At 72.4% G+C, this 17362-nt stretch carries 18 protein-coding genes; 11 read left to right on the top strand and 7 right to left on the bottom strand.

All coding sequences use genetic code 11. From position 1 onward, the window contains the following. Positions 1–233: 233 nt before the first annotated feature. Positions 234–911, bottom strand: coding sequence for a uracil-DNA glycosylase (locus ABD330_RS12720; protein WP_344464141.1), 678 nt, complete (start codon positions 909–911; stop codon positions 234–236). Positions 912–935: 24 nt separating this feature from the next. Further along, entirely contained in the window at positions 936–2027 is a 1092-nt protein-coding gene (locus tag ABD330_RS12715) for an amidohydrolase family protein (RefSeq protein WP_344464139.1), read from the bottom strand. An 84-nt stretch (positions 2028–2111) separates the two neighbouring features. Here ABD330_RS12715 and ABD330_RS12710 point away from each other — a divergent pair, with 84 nt between their 5' ends. Next, positions 2112–3191, top strand: coding sequence for a pyridoxal-phosphate-dependent aminotransferase family protein (locus ABD330_RS12710; protein ID WP_344464137.1), 1080 nt, complete (start codon positions 2112–2114; stop codon positions 3189–3191). Between the two features lie 31 nt (positions 3192–3222). Here the strand turns inward: ABD330_RS12710 and ABD330_RS12705 are convergent, their stop codons facing one another. Further along, a complete protein-coding gene (locus ABD330_RS12705; RefSeq protein ID WP_344464135.1) occupies positions 3223–4110 on the bottom strand; it encodes a DMT family transporter in 888 nt (295 codons plus the stop codon). A gap of 333 nt (positions 4111–4443) precedes the next feature. On the opposite strand from ABD330_RS12705, the gene tmpA reads away from it, so the two are divergent. After that, entirely contained in the window at positions 4444–6018 is a 1575-nt protein-coding gene (tmpA, locus tag ABD330_RS12700; RefSeq protein WP_344464133.1) for a 2-trimethylaminoethylphosphonate dioxygenase, read from the top strand. 198 nt (positions 6019–6216) lie between these two features. Here tmpA and ABD330_RS12695 read toward each other — a convergent pair whose 3' ends face one another. Continuing rightward, complete coding sequence (locus ABD330_RS12695) at positions 6217–6984, bottom strand: GntR family transcriptional regulator (protein WP_344464167.1); 768 nt, start codon at positions 6982–6984, stop codon at positions 6217–6219. Between the two features lie 333 nt (positions 6985–7317). Between ABD330_RS12695 and ABD330_RS12690 the strand changes: the two genes are divergently transcribed. Genes ABD330_RS12690 through ABD330_RS12665 form a run of 6 tightly spaced genes read left to right on the top strand, consistent with a single transcriptional unit; the run spans position 7318 to position 12424 of the window. Continuing rightward, positions 7318–8484: an ABC transporter substrate-binding protein gene (locus tag ABD330_RS12690; RefSeq protein WP_344464131.1), complete on the top strand. Its 1167-nt coding sequence runs from the start codon at positions 7318–7320 to the stop codon at positions 8482–8484. An 8-nt stretch (positions 8485–8492) separates the two neighbouring features. Continuing rightward, on the top strand, positions 8493–9476 hold the full coding sequence (locus ABD330_RS12685; protein ID WP_344464129.1) for an ABC transporter permease: 984 nt from the start codon (positions 8493–8495) through the stop codon (positions 9474–9476). Continuing rightward, entirely contained in the window at positions 9464–10291 is an 828-nt protein-coding gene (locus ABD330_RS12680) for an ABC transporter permease (protein WP_344464127.1), read from the top strand. The genes ABD330_RS12685 and ABD330_RS12680 overlap by 13 nt, the downstream gene beginning before the upstream one ends. A gap of 36 nt (positions 10292–10327) precedes the next feature. After that, positions 10328–11413, top strand: coding sequence for an ABC transporter ATP-binding protein (locus ABD330_RS12675; protein ID WP_344464125.1), 1086 nt, complete (start codon positions 10328–10330; stop codon positions 11411–11413). 22 nt (positions 11414–11435) lie between these two features. Then, positions 11436–12104, top strand: coding sequence for an HAD family hydrolase (locus ABD330_RS12670; RefSeq protein WP_344464123.1), 669 nt, complete (start codon positions 11436–11438; stop codon positions 12102–12104). Continuing rightward, complete coding sequence (locus tag ABD330_RS12665) at positions 12104–12424, top strand: DMT family transporter (RefSeq protein ID WP_344464121.1); 321 nt, start codon at positions 12104–12106, stop codon at positions 12422–12424. The genes ABD330_RS12670 and ABD330_RS12665 overlap by 1 nt, the downstream gene beginning before the upstream one ends. 419 nt (positions 12425–12843) lie before the next feature. Here the strand turns inward: ABD330_RS12665 and ABD330_RS12660 are convergent, their stop codons facing one another. Continuing rightward, positions 12844–13599 (bottom strand): helix-turn-helix domain-containing protein, encoded by a 756-nt coding sequence (locus ABD330_RS12660; protein WP_344464119.1) that lies wholly within the window; start codon positions 13597–13599, stop codon positions 12844–12846. Between the two features lie 164 nt (positions 13600–13763). Between ABD330_RS12660 and ABD330_RS12655 the strand changes: the two genes are divergently transcribed. From ABD330_RS12655 to ABD330_RS12645, 3 genes are all read left to right on the top strand, one after another. Further along, positions 13764–13922, top strand: coding sequence for a hypothetical protein (locus tag ABD330_RS12655; protein ID WP_344464117.1), 159 nt, complete (start codon positions 13764–13766; stop codon positions 13920–13922). A 140-nt stretch (positions 13923–14062) separates the two neighbouring features. Continuing rightward, positions 14063–14329: a DUF7848 domain-containing protein gene (locus tag ABD330_RS12650; RefSeq protein WP_344464115.1), complete on the top strand. Its 267-nt coding sequence runs from the start codon at positions 14063–14065 to the stop codon at positions 14327–14329. Positions 14330–14498: 169 nt separating this feature from the next. Beyond that, positions 14499–15047 (top strand): glycine-rich domain-containing protein, encoded by a 549-nt coding sequence (locus tag ABD330_RS12645; RefSeq protein WP_344464113.1) that lies wholly within the window; start codon positions 14499–14501, stop codon positions 15045–15047. A 438-nt stretch (positions 15048–15485) separates the two neighbouring features. Here ABD330_RS12645 and ABD330_RS12640 read toward each other — a convergent pair whose 3' ends face one another. Together ABD330_RS12640 and ABD330_RS12635 are read right to left on the bottom strand one after the other, a co-directional pair. Then, entirely contained in the window at positions 15486–16163 is a 678-nt protein-coding gene (locus ABD330_RS12640; protein ID WP_344464111.1) for a phosphonatase-like hydrolase, read from the bottom strand. An 11-nt stretch (positions 16164–16174) separates the two neighbouring features. After that, the gene (locus ABD330_RS12635; RefSeq protein ID WP_344464109.1) at positions 16175–17296 is read right to left on the bottom strand and encodes a TIGR03364 family FAD-dependent oxidoreductase; all 1122 of its coding nucleotides are present in this window, start codon (positions 17294–17296) and stop codon (positions 16175–16177) included. Positions 17297–17362 lie beyond the last annotated feature (66 nt).

The following is a 17362-nucleotide window of genomic DNA, read 5'->3' as shown; positions in this document are numbered from 1 at the left end:
CTCGACATCTCGAAGCGTGGAGAACGGCCGCCTGTGCTGTCCCCGGAAGAACCGCAGATCAGCAGGTCGAGTGACCTGCGAGGTTAAACAACAAGCTGAGCAGGGTCGGGGACTGGCGCAGTGGCTGATGCCCCGTTTCCAGTCCCCGCCGCTTTTCGGCGTGCCGAATCAGGAGGCCCCGGAGACAGCCGGAATGCCCCGGCTGCCGGCTCCGGATCAGGGCGAGCGTGTCGTCAGGACAGCCGCCAGTCCACCGGCTGCGCGCCCTGCCCGGCCAGCAGCTCGTTCGCGCGGCTGAAGGGCCGGGAGCCGAAGAAGCCGCGGTCCGCCGACATCGGGCTCGGGTGTGCCGACTCGATCGCCGGTACCTGGCCGAGCAGCGGGCGCAGGTTGCGGGCGTCGCGGCCCCAGAGGATCGCCACCAGCGGGCCGCCGCGGGCGACCAGCGCCTTGATCGCCTGCTCGGTGACCTCCTCCCAGCCCTTGCCGCGGTGCGCCGCCGGCTTGCCGGGCGCGGTGGTCAGGGCCCGGTTGAGCAGCAGCACCCCCTGCTGCGTCCACGGCGTGAGGTCGCCGTTGGCGGGTGGCGGGAAGCCGAGGTCCTGCCCGTACTCCCGGTAGATGTTGATCAGGCTGCCCGGGATCGGCCGCACCTGCGGCGCCACCGAGAAGCTCAGCCCGACGGCGTGGCCGGGGGTCGGGTACGGGTCCTGACCCATGATCAGTACCCGTACCGACTCGAAGGGCTGCTGGAAGGCGCGCAGGACGTCGGGCCCGGCGGGCAGGTAGGTACGTCCTGCGGCCAGCTCGCCGCGCAGGAAGTCGCCCATCGCGGCCACCTGTCCGGTGACGGGCTCCAGGGCCTTCGCCCAGCCGGGTTCGACGATCTCGTTCAGTGGTCGCGGTGCCATGTGCACCACCCTATCGGCCCAGCCTCAGGCCACGATCCGCCCTCGCAGCACCACCAACTGCGGGTCGGCCAGCACCCGGACGTCGGCGCGCGGGTCCTCGGCGTACACCACCAGGTCGGCGGGGGCTCCCTCGGTGAGGCCCTCGCGGCCGAGCCACTCGCGGGCTCCCCAGCTCGCCGCCGAGAGCGCGGCGGCGGCCGGCAGCCCGGCCTTCACCAGTTCGGCGACCTCGTCGGCGACCAGCCCGTGCGCGAGCGAGCCGCCCGCGTCCGTGCCGACGAACACCGGGATGCCCGCGTCGTACGCCGCGCCCACGGTGTCGTAGCGGCGCTCGTGCAGCCGGCGCATGTGCGCCGACCAGGCCGGGAACTTGTCCTGGCCGCCGTCGGCCAGCCCGGGGAAGGTCGCGATGTTGACCAGGGTCGGCACGATCGCCACCCCGCGCTCGGCGAACTGCGGGATCAGCTCCTCGGTCAGCCCGGTCGCGTGCTCCACGCAGTCGATCCCGGCGGCGAGCAGGTCGGGCAGCGACTCGGCGGCGAAGCAGTGCGCCGTGACCCGCGCGCCCTCGGCGTGCGCGGCGGCGATCGCCTCACGCAGCGCGTCGCCCGGCCAGCAGGCGGCGAGGTCGCCGCGCTCGCGGTCGATCCAGTCACCGACCAGCTTGACCCAGCCGTCGCCGCGCCGGGCCTCCTGGACGACGTACGCGGCCAGGTCGCCGGGCTCGATCTCGTGGGCGTAGCCGCGGATGTAGCGGCGGGTGCGGGCGATGTGGCGGCCGGCCCGGATGATCCGGGGCAGGTCCTCGCGGTCGTCCACCCAGCGGGTGTCGGCGGCGGAGCCCGCGTCGCGGATCAGCAGGGTGCCCGCGTCACGGTCGGTGACGGCCTGCTTCTCGCTGGTCGCGGCGTCCACCGCGCCGTGCGCGTCCAGGCCGACGTGGCAGTGCGCGTCCACCAGGCCGGGCAGCACCCACCCCCGGACGGTGTGCACCTCCCCGGCGTCGGCGGGCCGGGTGAACGTCACCCGCCCGTCGACCACCCACAGTTCGTCCCGGACGTCCTCGGGCCCGACCAGCACCCGCCCCTTGATGTGCAGCACCCCGGCATCGCTCATGCCCGCACTCTACCGAGGGCGGTCGGCAGGGCGGGTGGGGCAGACTGGGCGACGGTGTCCGTACGTACCGAAAGGCAGCCCCCCGTGAGCCCCTTCCTCGACCTCCCGCCGCTCGGCGCAGCGCAGTTCGCCGCGATCGAGGACCAGGTGGCGGCCCTGCTGCACACCACCGCCGACGTGATCGTCCAGCAGGGCGAGGCGCTGCTGCCGCTGGAGGCCGCCGTCCGCGGCGCCGCGCACCCCGGCTCCACGGCGCTCAACATCGTCACCGGGCCGTACGGGCAGACCTTCGGCAACTGGCTGCGGGACTGCGGCGCCGAGGTGGTCGACCTGGCCGTCCCGTTCGACCGCGCCGTCTCGGCGGAGCAGGTCGCCCGGGCGCTGCTCGAACACCCCGGGATCGACTTCGTCTCGCTGGTGCACGCCGAGGCCGCCACCGGCAACACCAATCCCGTCGCCGAGATCGGCGCGGTGGTGCGGGAGCACGGCGCGCTGCTGATGCTGGACGCGGTCGCCTCGGTGGCCGCCGAACCGCTGCTCACCGACGAGTGGGGCGTGGACCTGTGCGTGATCGGCGGGCAGAAGGCGATGGGCGGGCCGGCCGGGGTCTCCGCCGTCTCGGTCTCCGAACGCGCCTGGGCCCGGATCGCCGCCAACCCGGCCGCGCCGCGCCGGTCCTACCTCTCGCTGCTGGACTGGAAGGAGCGCTGGACGGACGCCGGACGCACCGTGCTGCCGCACGCCCCCGCGCAGTTGGAGATGCTCGCGCTCGGCGCCTGCCTGGACCGGATCGCGGCGGACGGCCTCCCGGCCACCATCGCCCGCCACCGCGCGGCAGCCGCCGCGACCCGCGCGGGCGTCCGCAACCTCGGCACCCTGACACCGTTCGTCCCGCGCGACCGGGACGCCGCACCCGTGGCGACCACCCTGCGTACCGCGCCGGGCACGAACGCCGCCGAACTGGCCGCCCGGCTCGACCCGGCGCTCCCCGTCCAGGCGGGCGGCGGCGCGCTGGCCGCCGAGATGCTGCGGGTCAACCACTACGGCCGGGCCGCCTCGCTGGAGACCGTCCTCGCCGTCCTGGCGGCGCTGGCCGACGCCACCGGGGCCGACCACCGCCCCGAAGCCGCCGAACTGGCCTGGGCGGACGCGCTCGCGGGCTGAACCCGCCGCCCGGCCGGGGTGGCACCGCTGGTCACCCCGCCCGCCGCCCGGCCGGAGCGGTGCCGGTTCCGGTACCGCCCGGCATGGTCGGGTGGCGGCCGATCACCAGCACACCCGCCACGATGGCCAGCAGCCCCGCCGCCTCCCAGGCCAACGCGCCCGGCGTCACCTGCAACCGGTCCCCCAGGAAGCCGACCGCGCAGACGATCCCGGCCAGCGGCTGGGCGGCGGTCAGACCGGGCAGCGACATCCTGAGCGGCGCCGCCTCGAAGGCGCTCTGCACCAGCAGCAGGCCCACCACCCCGATCGCCACCACCACGTACAGCTGCCAACTGACCAGCGCCAGGCCGATCCCGCCCTTGTCGACGCGCTGGGTGGTGACCCGGGTCAGCGCGTCCTGGAGGCCGTAGAGCAGACCGGCCGCGAGCGCGAGCAGGGTCGCCTCCTCGAACAGCGGCAGCCGCTTGGCCGCCGAGACCATCAGCAGCGCCAGGCCCGTCACGATGCCGAACACCAGCCAGTACCGGAGCGGCCCCGCCTCCGGCCCGCCGCCGTGTGGGCGGCCCGCCACGATGAACGCCGTCACACCGAGCCCCAGCAGCACCACCCCGCCCCAGCCCGACCGGCCCAGGGACTGCTTGCTGATCACCCGCGACAGGGCCATCGCGAACAGCAGGTTGGTGGCGAGCAGCGGCTCCACCAGCGAGACGTCACCGCTGTTCAGGGCGAAGGCGCTGAGGATCAGGCCGCTGGTGGTGAACGCGGTACCGAGCAGCCACTCGGGCATCCGGACCAGGTCGAGCAGCAGCCGCCAGTGCAGGATGTCGGACTTCGGCGCCCGCTGCGCCGCCTGCTGCTGGAGCACGAACCCCAGCCCGAGGCAGCACGCCGAGGCGATGGACAGCAGAAAAACCGTCACAGAGGATCACCGACATCCCGGGCCCGGCCGCACACCGGCTACCCCGGTCAAGCCTACGCCTGGCACGGTGAGCCGCAGGCGGAGCCGTGGCGGCCTGCCCGCCGCCCGCCGCCCACCCGGCAGCGCCGACGGCCCGGTCCGTCCGGTGCGTCCGGTGCGTCCCGTCCGCCTGGTTCGTCCGGTCTGCCCGGTCCGCCCGGTCCGCCGCGAGAAGTGTTGGGCTGCGCTTCACCTGCCCGACACCCGGCCCCCGCCGGGCTTCGGCAGAGTCGTACCCAAGGCAAAGTTGTCTGTACAACTTTGCGAAGAGACGCGCGCTGTGAAGGATCTCCGATGTCCCTTTCCCCGTACTGGTTGCGTGACAACTGCCCGTGCGACGGGTGCCGCGACCCGCGCAACGGGCAGAAGCTGTTCCAGATCACCGACCTCCCCGAGAACCTCGCCGCCGTCGAGACCACCGAGGCCGACGGGCAGCTGGCGGTGCTCTGGTCGGACGGCCACCGCTCGCGCTACCCGCTGGAGTGGCTCGACCGGGCCGGCGCGGGCGACGGCCGGACCGAACAGGGCAAGCGGCTCTGGCAGGCCGCGGACTTCGCGCACGGCCTCCCCGAGGCGCAGTGGTCGGCGTACCTGGCGGATCCGGCCGAGCAGGCGGCGGTGCTGAGCGCCGTGCGGCGCTCCGGGTTCGCGCTGCTGCGCGGGGTGCCCGAGGCCGAGGGCCAGGTGCTGAAGGTCGCCGAGACCTTCGGGTACGTCCGGGAGACCAACTACGGCAAGCTGTTCGACGTCCGGGTCGAGGCCGACCCGAACAACCTGGCGTTCACCAGCGCCGCCATCGCGCCGCACACCGACAACCCCTACCGCGACCCGGTACCCACCCTCCAGCTGCTGCACTGCCTGCGCAACGAGTCGGACGGCGGCGACTCGGGCCTGGTCGACGGCTTCCGGGCCGCGGCCCTGCTGCGCGCCGAGTCGCCCGGCGACTTCGCGGTGCTGACCCGCACCCCCGTGCCGTTCGTCTTCCGCGACCGGTCGACCGAGCTCAGCGCCGAGCAGCCGCTGATCGGCGTGGACGCGCTCGGGCGGATCCGCGAGATCCGGTTCAACAACCGCTCGATCGGTACGCTCCGGGGCCTCACCACCGCCGAGCTGGACGCCTTCTACGCCGCGTACCGGCGGTTCGCCGCGATCACGCTGCGGCCGGAGCTCCAGCTGGACTTCCGCCTCGGCCCCGGCGACTGCCTGATCTTCGACAACGTCCGGCTGCTGCACGCCCGGACCGCCTTCGAGCAGCAGGGCAGCCGCCACCTCCAGGGCTGCTACGCGGACCTGGACTCACTGGCCGGCACGCTCGCCGTGCTCGACCGGCGGGCGGCCGCCCTCGACGAGATCGAGGGGCTCTTCGAGGGCGAGGGGGCCGGCGAGTACCTCGGCGAGGCCGTCACGATGGCCCAGCACATGCTCCAGGCCGGGGCACTCGCCGAGGCGGCCGGCGCGCCCGACCACCTGGTCGCGGCGGCCCTGCTGCACGACATCGGCCACTTCGACGGCACCGGGACGGAGTTGATGCAGGGCCGGGACAACCGGCACAGCCACACCGGCGCCGACTGGCTGGCCCGCTGGTTCGGCCCCGGGGTCACCGAGCCCGTCCGGCTGCACGTGGCCGCGAAGCGCTACCTGTGCACGGCCGAGCCCGGCTACCGCGAGCGGCTCTCCGCCGCCTCCGAGTACACCCTCCAGGTGCAGGGCGGCCCGATGGACGCCGAGCAGGCGGCGGCGTTCGCGGCACTGCCCGGCGCGGCCGACGCGGTCGCGCTGCGCCGCTGGGACGAGCAGGCCAAGGACGCGGGTGCGGCTACACCGCCGTTCGCGCACTTCCGGCCGTTGCTCTGGCGCGTGTTCGCCTGACAGCAACCCGAGCGGGGCGCGGGACTGTGCAGCTCAGGGCAACCACAACAGGGGCGCGGGGAACTGCGCGCGCAACCGTGCACCTTCGTAGAGCCCTGGTCGCGCAGTTCTCCCCCAGCCTTCGGCCGGGGGTACCCCCACGCGCCCCCGGAGGAACCCCGTCCTGAACGGGCAACCACCGCGGGGCGGGGTCCTCGGTCAGTCGCCTTCCCGGGCGTGGCGGGAGAGGGCCGAGGAGGCGAGGGAGTTGTGGATGCTGAAGGCCACCGTGCCCGGGAGGTAGCGGTCCTGGGACCACTCGACCGGGATGCCGGTGGGGTCGGTGGTGCGGCGGCGCTCGCGGAGCAGCGGGCTGCCCCGGCGGCAGCCGAGGAGGCGGGCGTCGTCCGCGTTGGCGGCGACCACGTCGATGGTGTGGTCGGCGTCGGTGAACAGGATGCCGTGTTCGCGCAGCGGCTCGGTGTGCGAGACCACGTCGGCCGGCAGCTGGGCCACCAGCTCGCCGACCCAGGAGGGGTACACGGTGCGCTCGACCATCACCGGCGTGCCGGAGAGGGTGCGCAGGCGCAGCGTCACGTACACCTCGGCGCCGGGCTCCAGCCGGAGCTGCTCGCGCTCGGCCGCGTCGGCGGGGCGCCGGAGGAGGGACTCCAGGCGGCCGCCGGGCTCCTCGCCCATCGAGCGGGCCCAGTGGGTGAAGCTGAGCAGTTCGGAGAAGCTCTGCACCCGGGCGTTCCCGAGCACCACCCGTCGGGTGCCGCGCCGTGAGGTGACCAGGCCGTCGGCGCGGAGCACCGCGAGTGCCTGCCGGACGGTGCCCCGGGAGACCCCGTACCGCTCGGCGAGCGCGCCCTCGGCCGGCAGCCGGCCGGCCTCGCCGTACGAGCCCGAGGTGATCGCCTCGCGCAGGTCCGCCGCCACCTTGCGGTAGAGCGTGCCGACGGACCGGTCCGGGTCCAGTGCCACGTCAGTCAAAGTCCCTCCTGGGCCGGGGTCCTGTGCCGACAGGCGTCGGTGCGGACACTGCCGACTCTAACCGCTGGAGATCACCCCGGGCGGGCCCGGCCTCGACCGTTCCCGCAGCCGACCCCTGGTCTGGGGCGTCCGTTCACCTTCCCGTCACCGGACTCCGGCGTACTTACCCCCGTCAGGGAAGTTGCACAGCCAACTTGGCCGGAAACCCGCTGACGCCCCCTCATCTCGAAATCGCTCCGCCCTGAGCTCCACCAGCTCGACCAGCTCGACCTTCCACCGCTCGGCCCTTCCACAGCTCCGCCCCCTCACTCAGGAGACAGACCAGTGACCGTGCCCCGCGCCCGTGCCGCCGCCTTCGCGGCCGTGCTGACCGCCGCCGCGCTCTCCCTCACCGCCTGCGGCTCCGCCGGCTCGACCGCGACGACCTCCGGTGCCGCCGGTGGCGCCAAGGACCCCAAGGTCGCCACCTCGGTCGCCGACTTCGGGGGCATGGACGCCCTGGTCGCCGCCGCGAAGAAGGAGGGGAAGCTGCACACCATCACCCTCCCCCGCGACTGGGCCAACTACGGCAAGATCATGGACGGCTTCACCGCCAAGTACGGCATCCAGATCGAGAACGAGAACCCGGACGGCTCCAGCCAGGACGAGATCAACGCGATCACGTCCCGCAAGGACCAGGACCGCGCGCCCGACGTCGTGGACCTGGGCTCCGCCTTCGCGCTGAGCGCCACCTCGCAGGGCCTGCTGGCCCCCTACAAGGTCGCCGGGTTCGACAAGATCCCCGCCACCATGAAGGACGCGAACGGCGCCGCGTACAACGACTACGGCGGCTACATGTCGATCGGCTGCGACGCCAAGAAGGTCGCGGTCTGCCCGAAGACCTTCGCGGACCTGCTGAAGCCCGACTACAAGGGCATGGTCGGCCTGAACGGCAACCCGACCAAGGCCGGTGCCGCCTTCGGCGCCGTGTACGCGGCCGCGCTCGCCAACGGTGGCTCGCTGGACAACATCCAGCCGGGCATCGACTTCTTCGGCAAGCTGAAGAAGGCCGGCAACTTCAACCCGGTCGAGACCACCAAGGCGACCATCGAGAAGGGCGAGACCCCGATCTCGGTCGACTGGTCCTACCTGAACGCCGGCTACACCGACCTGTTCAAGCCCAAGGGCATCGACTGGCAGGTCACGATCCCGGCCGACGGCAGCTACGCCCAGTACTACAACCAGGCCATCAACAAGTGGGCGCCGCACCCGGCCGCTGCCCGCCTGTGGGAGGAGTACCTCTACAGCGCCGAGGGTCAGAACGGCTTCCTCGCCGGCTACGCCACCCCGGCCCTGTTCGACAGCATGAAGACCGCCGGCACGCTGGACGCGGCCTCCGTCGCCAAGCTGCCGACGATCGACAAGCCGTTCACCACCTTCCCGACCCAGGCGCAGACGGACGCGGCCAAGAAGGCCGTGACCCAGGGCTGGGCCGCGGCGATCGCGGGCTGAACGAGATCATGACCACGGCTCCCACCCCGGTGCCGTCCTCCGCCGCCGCCGACCGCGATTCCACTCGCGTCGGCGGCGGTGCGGGGGGCTCCCGCACCGCTCCCAAGAACCCCCTCGCAGACCGGACGGCCCCCCGCCGCCGGCTGCGGCCCGCCGGCGGGCCCTGGCTCGCCACCCTCCCCCTCCTGGTCTTCTTCGCGATCGCCTTCGGCCTCCCGGCCATCGCGATCGCCATCGGCGCGTTCACGCTCTCGCCCGACGCCCCCTCCGGCGCGGGCTCCTTCACCACCTCGAACATGACCGCCTCGGTCCAGGGCGCCTACTCGACGGCCCTGCTCGGCTCGATCAAGCTGTCGGCGCTCACCGCGCTGATCGGCGTCCTGGTCGGACTGCCGCTCGCCCAGGCCGTGGTGACCTCCCGGTTCCGGATGATGCGCGAGGCCGTGCTCTCCGCCTCCGGCGTGCTGGCGAACTTCGGCGGCGTGCCGCTGGCCTTCGCCTTCGTCGCCACCCTCGGCAACGCCGGTGAGCTCACCAAGCAGTTCAAGCTCACCAGCCACGGCTGGAGCCTGTACACCTTCAACGGTCTGACGATCGTCTACCTGTACTTCCTGATCCCGCTGATGATCCTCACCATCACCCCGGCCCTGGAGGGCCTGCGGGTGCAGTGGCGCGAGGCGGCGAGCAACAACGGCGCCACCAACTGGCAGTACTGGCGGCACGTCGCACTGCCGATCCTGCTGCCCTCGCTGCTCGGCGGGTACGTGATGCTCTTCGGCAGCGCCTTCGCCGCGTACGCGACCGCCGCCGCGATGGTCGGCGCCTCCATCCCGCTGATCCCCCTGCACATCGCCGACGCGCTGTCCGGCAACGTGCTGGTCGGCCAGGGCAACGTGGCCCTCGCCCTCAGTCTCGACATGATCGTGGTGGCCGCCATCGTGATGGCCGTCTACCTGCCCCTCCAGCGCCGGAGTGCCCGATGGCTCAGCTGATGTCCAAGATCCGTTGGGGCCGGGGGGCCGTCCTGCTCATCGCCGGCGCGTACTTCCTGGTGCCGATGGTCTGCTCGATCATCTTCAGCGTCGACGACAACACCGGCTTCTCGCTCAAGGCGTACACCGGTCTGCTCGGCGCGCCGGGCTTCCTGGACAGCCTCACCTTCACCCTGGAACTCGCCGCCGTCACCGTCGTGGTGATGCTGCTCCTGCTGGTGCCCGCGCTGATCGCGGTCCGGCTGGGCTCGCAGCGGCTGCGCACGGTGATCGAGATCGTCTGCTCGCTGCCGCTGGTCGTCCCCGTGGTCGCGCTCACCGCCGGCATCATCGGCGTGCTGCGCTGGGGGCCGGACTACCTGCACGACACCCCGTTCTTCCAGACCATCGTCGCGATCCAGAACCCGAGCTTCCCGGTCGTCCTGGTCCTCGCGTACGTGCTGATGTCGCTGCCGCTGGCCTACCGCGCGCTGGACGCCGGGCTGCGCGGGGTGGACGTCCGGACGCTGGTCGAGGCCGCCCGCAACTGCGGGGCGAGCTGGCCGCGCGCGGTCGTCACGGTCGTGCTGCCGAACCTGCGCGGCGCGCTGCTGAACGCCACCTTCATCACCCTGGCCCTGGTGCTGGGCGAGTTCACCACCTCCTCGATCCTCGGCTACCAGCCCTTCTCGGTCTGGATCTACGAGGCGGGCAAGAACGACGGCCAGATGTCGGTCGCCGTCTCGGTGCTCAGCCTGGTGATCGCCTGGGTCCTGCTGCTCGCCCTGTCGGCCGTCGGCCGCGAACGGCGCGGTCGCAAGCCCGCCCGTCCCTGATCTTCAGCGATCTTCAGCACTTCACGGAGAACCCCCATGACCACGGTTACCGCCCCCGCATCCGGAGTGGCCCTCGCCCCCGGCAGCGCGACCGTCGAATTCCGTTCGCTGCGCCGCCAGTTCGGCGCCACCACCGCGCTGGACGGGCTCGACCTGACCGTCCACCCGGGCGAGCTGCTCGCGCTGCTCGGCCCCTCGGGCTGCGGCAAGACGACCGCGCTGCGCATCCTGGCCGGCTTCGAGAAGCACGACTCGGGCCAGGTCCTGGTCGACGGCGAGGACATCACCAGGATCCCGGCACACAAGCGCGACGCGGGCATGGTGTTCCAGTCGTACAGCCTCTTCCCGCACCTGAGCGCCGCCGACAACGTCTCCTTCGGCCTGAAGATGCGCGGCACCGACAAGTCCAAGCGCCGCAAGCGCGCGCTGGAGCTGCTGGAGCTGGTCGGCCTGCCGCAGCACGCCGACCGCTACCCGCACCAGATGTCCGGCGGCCAGCAGCAGCGCATCGCGCTGGCCCGCGCCCTGGCGCTGCAGCCGCGCGTGCTGCTGCTGGACGAGCCGCTCTCCGCGCTCGACGCCAAGGTCCGGCTCAACCTCCGGGACGAGATCCGCCGCCTGCAGCAGGAGCTCGGCATCACCACCCTGTTCGTCACGCACGACCAGGAGGAGGCCCTCTCGATGGCCGACCGGGTCGCCGTGCTGCGCGCGGGCCGCCTGGAGCAGTGCGCCTCCCCGCAGGAGCTGTACGCCCGCCCGGCCACCGCGTTCGTCGCGGAGTTCGTCGGCACCATGAGCCGCATCCCGTGCGAGCGCTCGGGCCAGGGCGTCGCCGTCCTCGGCCGTCAGTTCCCGGTCGACGGCGTGCTCCCCGCCGACGGTGAACTGCACGTTCTGGTGCGGCCGGAGAACGTCGGCCTGACGCCGGCCGAGCGCGGCGAGGCGCTGGTCGTCGGCGCCTCGTTCCTGGGCAGCGTCACCCGGCTGACCGTACGGCTGTCCGACGGCACCGAGGTCAAGGCCGACCTGCCGACCGAGGCCGCCGCCGCGCTGCCCGTCGGTGGCACCGCCCACCTCACGCTGCCGGACCGCCCGGTGCTGGTCGACCGCCGCACCGCCTGACCCGATGACCAAAGGTACCGCCATGCCTTCCTACCCCTCGGCCGTCCTGTTCGACATGGACGGCACCCTCGTCGACACCGAACACCTCTGGCTGGAGGCCACCGCCGAGCTCGCCGCCGAGCTGGACCTGACGCTCACCGACGCCGACATGCCGGAGATCCTCGGCCGGGCCGTCGAGCACACCGCCGCCCACCTGCACCGCGTCAGCGGGACGGCCCGGACCGAGGCGGAGCTGGCCGGGGTGCTGCACGCCTCGTTCAGCAGCCGGGTGGCCGCCGAGGTCGTGCCGCGCCCCGGTGCGCTCGCCCTGCTCGCCGAGCTGCGCGACGCGGGGGTGCCCGCCGCCCTGGTGTCGGCCTCGCCGCGTCAGGTGGTCGACCTGGTGCTCGGCACCCTGGGCCGCGAGTGGTTCGCCACCACGCTCGCCGCCGAGGACACCGAGCTCACCAAGCCCGACCCGGCCCCCTACCTGGCCGCCGCCGCCCGCCTCGGGTTCGCGCCGGCCGACTGCGTGGCCGTCGAGGACACCCCGACCGGCGTCGCCTCCGCGCACGCGGCGGGCTGCGCCGTCCTGGCCGTGCCCTCGACCGTGCCGATCGCCGCCGCCGAGCGGATCACCCTGCTGGAGAGCCTGGTCCAGGCCGACCTGGCCTTCCTCAGCGGGCTCACCGCCGCGCGGCAGCAGGCCTGATGCCGTACCTGCTGCTCGCCCTGGCCATCACCAGTGAGGTCTGCGCGACCAGTTGCCTCAAGCTGACCGACGGCTTCAGCCGGCTCTGGCCGAGCCTCGGCGTGGGGGTGGGCTACGCGCTCTCCTTCCTGCTGCTCGGCCGGGCGCTGAAGCACATCCCGGTCTCGATCGCGTACGCGGTCTGGTCGGGGGCGGGCACGGCGGCCGTCGCCGGGATCGGCGTGCTGGCGTTCGGCGAGCAGCTCGGCCGGCTCCAGTGGATCGGCATCGCGCTGGTGATCGTCGGCGTGGTCGTCCTCAACCTGCGGACGAGTCACTGACGTTCTCGCCGGCCCCGGCCGCAGGCCATCCCGCGTTCATGTGAAGTCCGCCGCATCAAGCGTGAATTGGGTCAGTTGTACAGCCAACTCGACTCAGTCGTACCAGCGCAGGTGCGGCGGACAGGACGCTGGACACCTCGGCACCGACCGGCGGCCCCTGCACCGCGCACCTGCCCGGCCGGGTGGGCGATGTGCACACGGTGCGCGCTGGAGTCCTGCCGTCCGCGCTGGACGTGGACCACATCCGGCCGCTTGCCCTCGGGGGGAGGACACGGACGGCGACGTTCTGTTCGGCAGCAAGGCTGTGCCGCACCTGCTGGACGTCCTTGCCGGCTGTAGTACTCGGCGCGACCACAACGGCCCCATGCCTTCCCCTGTCGGGGTGGGTACGGGGCCCTTCTGCATTTACGAGCCGCCGGCTACTCCACTGGAGCGGTGCTGTACTTCGCGATGACGTCAACGGCTGTCGACTTGTCCAACAGGCGAAGCTCCCACGGGCCTGTATTCACGTCGAATTCCTTGCCGAAGCCCACCCACTTCCCAGACATCCGCCGTCCAGTGGGATCAACCAGAAGCTGAATGGCCCCGTGGTACCTGGCGCCCTGGTAGTAGCCGTCCTGTGCTGTCTGTTCGACCCAAGTCCCGGTCACGATGTTGCGGTCCGACGTCAGGTCGAGTGAGAGCGGGGAGTCAGGGTTGGACGAAGCACCGGGCAAAGACTGACCCGTGATGCGATTCCCGTGCTGCGTCAGGATGACGTGGTGCAGCCCCGTGAACGTCCCGTCCCGGCTGCTGCTGTAGAACTCGTACCGGCTCAGCCATACCCCGGAGTAGTCCTCGCCCACTGGCGCGGGTGCCGCCTGCACCGGGACTCCCGGCTCACTGCTGGCCATGTCGTACCCTCCTGTGCCGTCGCGGGTGACCCCGGACGGTAGCTGTGCTGAATCGAACCCGAGGCGGTCGACAGGGAGCTTCGTGGCCGCCTCAAGAGCACGAACGTACACCGGCCGAGGGACCCGCACCTCCCCCGATTCCCAGCGCTGGACAAGCCGCTTGCTCGCTTCGTTGGGCTCCCCTTGCTCCGTGCCCACCGCGCGCAGGCGCTTCGCGAACTCATCCTGACTCAGACGCAGGCCAAGCCGTACGGCCCGCAACGTCTCGTTAGGCGTCGTCATGACTCCAAGGTATGTCCAAACGTCTTCCAACGACACCTAAATGACACCTTGCCAGGACACCCGAAAGACGCCTTCCCGTCGTCGCACTGGTTCGGTTGGACGGGACACCATCAGGGGGTCGGCAATCCGAGCGATGCGGTGACCGGAGGTGAACGGCCTTGGCAATGACGTACGACGACTGGAAGGCCGAGCAGCGCAGGCAGCTTGCGGGGAGTAACCCGCAGGAAGAGTACGACTCCGAGCTGAGCCACCGCGTGAGTGCACGCCTGCCAGTCGGCTGGCCGCCCTGCACCTGCGCCAACTGCGCCCGGCAGGAAGACTGATGGACCCGCATGCAGCCCTGGCGTTCGGCCCGGGGGATTCGCGGAGGCGTTCGACGGGCTCGGACTGGGCTGCCCCGCCGGTCCCGTGGTGGGCACAGGGACGGCCCGTGGGGCTCCAGCGAACGAGGAAAGGCGCACCTTTGGCCATTCGCAAGCGGTACCGGTTTCTGAACTGGACCATCCGTCACGACAACGCGCCTGACGCGCCGCCGACCCGGCACATGTTCCGCTGCCTCGGGGAGGAGGAAGACGGCAGATCGTGCGGCGCGGAAGGGCCCGTGGCCGCGGACTTCCAGGAAGCGCAGCGCTGGCCGTTCGAACACCTCCGGGAGCACCAGGACCACCGCAGCTTCGCGCACGTCGCCGAGGTGCCGTGGCTGATGATCCCCGAGAAGGAGCCGTCGTGATCAGCGCCGGCCATGGCTGCTCGCTCTGACACAGGTCAACCGCACTTCCCCATGACTCCCGCTCCGGCCGTCATCCCTGGCAGGCAGCCGGCCGGAGCGGGCTCCGCAGCACCGAGAGCCCGGACACCGATGGGTGGTCCGGTCCGCCACGATGTGAGGAGTCACCAGTATGAGCACACCGACCGAACACCCGCAGGGCGACACCTGTCCCGACGCCCACGGCCTGCTCAACCCTGCCCAGTTCGACGGCGTGGTCTTCACCGTCCTGGACAACAACCCCGGCATGGCGGCAGACATGGCTGAGCGCATCGTGACCGAAGCGCTCAAGTTCGTCGTCACCGCCCGCACGTTCCCCCAGGTGCGGATCACCCCGTCCAACGTCGTGGACGAGGGTTGGCACGCGCTCATCCTGCACACCCGCACGTACGCCGAACTGTTCAGCCGGCTGGGCGGTTTCGTCCACCACTACCCGGAGCGTCCCGACCCGGAGCGCCACGACGAGGCGGCCCTCACCCGGACCGTTGCCTTGATCGAGGAGGCCGGGTACAGGCCCGACCACGAGTTGTGGACCGGCCCGACCCGCGCCCTGGTGACGGTGGCCGCGCAGTGCTCCCACACACCCGTGCCCGGCGGGTGCGGACCGATCAACCCGGGAGGGTGCGCATCTCACTGCTCCGGCGGTGCCGGTGGCGGCGATGGTGCGAGCAGGGGCATGTGACCCCGCTAGCCTGAGCCTCACCCAACACGAAAGGGCGGGACGGATGGGCGAGGACGAAGCCGAGCAGGTGGCGAGCGCACTTCGCCGCCGGGGTCTGCGAGGGGTTGCCGCCCCGCAGGACCCGGACCACCCTGAGGGGGAATGGCGGGTGTACGACGGGACCGATCCCCTCACCCGGCTGGACATCACGGACGAAGTCCGGGCGGCCACCACCGGTATTCCCGGCAGAACCGGTCCCACCCGAGGTTTTGTCCTCCCCGGCGCCCCCTGACCGCCCGCCTTGATCGTCACGGTGACGGCGAGCACGGGCACCCGCTTCCTCCAGCGCTATGCGGGCACCGTGCACTGACCCGGAGGCGGGTGCACGGAAGAGCCCCGGCCGGTCCGCTGCTGCGGACCGGCCGGGGCACGGTGCATCCGGCCGGGCGGGCGGCCGGGTCAGAGCCCGAGCACGCCCGGCAGGTCGGCGATCGAGGCGAGGACGTGGGTGGCGCCGTCCGCCCGCAGGCGCTCCTCGGCGTGGGCGCCGGTGAGCACGCCCGCGACCACGCTCGCGCCGGACCGGGTGCCGGTGAGCATGTCGTAGCCGGTGTCACCGGCCACCGCGATCTGCCGGACGGAGTCGGTCTGCGTGCGCAGCAGCGCGGCGAGCACCATGTCCGGGTACGGGCGGCCGCGGCCGGCGTCGGCCGGGCAGAGCGTCAGGTCGGCGATGTCCTGCCAGCCGAGGGCGTTCAGGATCCGGTCCTGGGTGGCCCGCGAGAAGCCGGTGGTGAGGACGACCTTGCGGCCCGAGGAGCGCAGCCCCTCGATGGCCTCGGCGGCGCCGGGCAGCGGGGCGCAGAGGCCGCCGTCGACCAGGTCGTGGTACGCGCCCTCGAAGGCGGCGTTGGCGAGCTGGGCACGCTCCTCGGTGCCGAACAGGTGGCGGAAGACGGTGATCTTGGACTCGCCCATGGTGAGGCGGACGTGCTCCAGCATGCGCTGGTGCTCGGCGCTGCCGGCCTCGACGCCGAGCGCGTCGGCGGCGGCCTGGAAGGCGCGCTCGACCAGGCCGTCGTCGGCGACGGTGGTACCGGCCATGTCCAGCACGACCAGGCGGATGTCAGTAGTCATTGCGGGTGTCCCTAGAGGTTCAGGAGTCGGGCGGTGGTCTCGGCGATCGCCGGGGAGCAGGTCATGCCGCGGCCGCCGGGCCCGGTGACCAGCCAGACGCCGTCCCGGACCTGCTCGCGGTGGACGACCCGGGTGGTGTCGACGGTCTGGGCGTACACGCCGGCCCAGCGGCGGCGGATCCGGGGCAGCGGGCGGCCGAGCAGCTCCTCGGCGACGCCGGCCAGGTGCTCGTACGGGTCCTCGTCCACGTCGAAGGCGAACGGGTGCTCGTACTCGTGGGTGTCGCCGATGGTCAGGCCGCCGTCCTGGCGCTGGACCATCAGCAGCTGCATCTTGTGCTCGGCGGCGACCGGCGGCTGCGGCTGGTTCTCCCGGAGCGAGTCCAGCGCCGTCCCGGCGAAGGCGGGGTAGTAGCGGAAGCTGTCGCCGTCGGCGACCGAGGTGGTGAGCGGCTCGCCCAGCGGGTCGGTCTGCATCATCTGCAACCGGACCTTGCGGACCGGCAGTTCGGGCGCCAGCTCGCGGACCAGGCCGCCGAGCCAGGCGCCGGTGCAGAGCACCACCAGGTCGCCCTGGTGCAGCTGGCCGTGGTCGTCGCGGACGGCGTTCTCGCCGATCACCTCGCGGACCTCGCGCCCGGGGACGAAGGTGTAGCGGCCGGAGGCCTCCAGCGCCGCGCGCAGCGCGGGCTGGGCGAGCCGGGGCTCGACGGCGGCGTCCCGGGAGCAGGCGAGCGCCCCGAGGAAGTCGCCGCGCAGCGCGGGGTTCAGGGCCCGGGTCTCGGCGGCGTCCAGCAGCCGGTAGCCGCGCTCGGCGGCGTCGGGCCGGGTCAGCGCCTGCTCGGCGACGGCGAGTTCGGCCTCGGTGCGGACGACGGTGAGCGAGCCGTTGGCCCGGAAGTACAGCCCGGGGACGCGGCTGCCGATCCCCTCCCACAGCTCGCGGGCCCGCTGCGCGGTGGCGAGTTCCTCGCCACCGGCCCGGCCGCTGACCCAGACCAGGCCGAAGTTGCGCACCGAGGCGCCGCGCGCCTCGGTCTCGCGCTCCAGGTGGACGACCTCGTGGCCGCGTTCGACGGCCTGCCAGGCGTGCATGGTGCCGAGCACGCCTGCTCCTACGACGATGACTCTCATGCGGACAGGCTCGGACGCCCAGGTGTCGGCAAGGCGTCCGAGCGGCATCCTGGAGATTAACCGCCT

The sequence above is a fragment of the Kitasatospora kazusensis genome, from assembly GCF_039529945.1.
Taxonomy (GTDB): domain Bacteria; phylum Actinomycetota; class Actinomycetes; order Streptomycetales; family Streptomycetaceae; genus Kitasatospora; species Kitasatospora kazusensis.
Note: the sequence above shows the minus strand (reverse complement) of the source record. Positions and strands in the feature narration are given on the sequence as shown.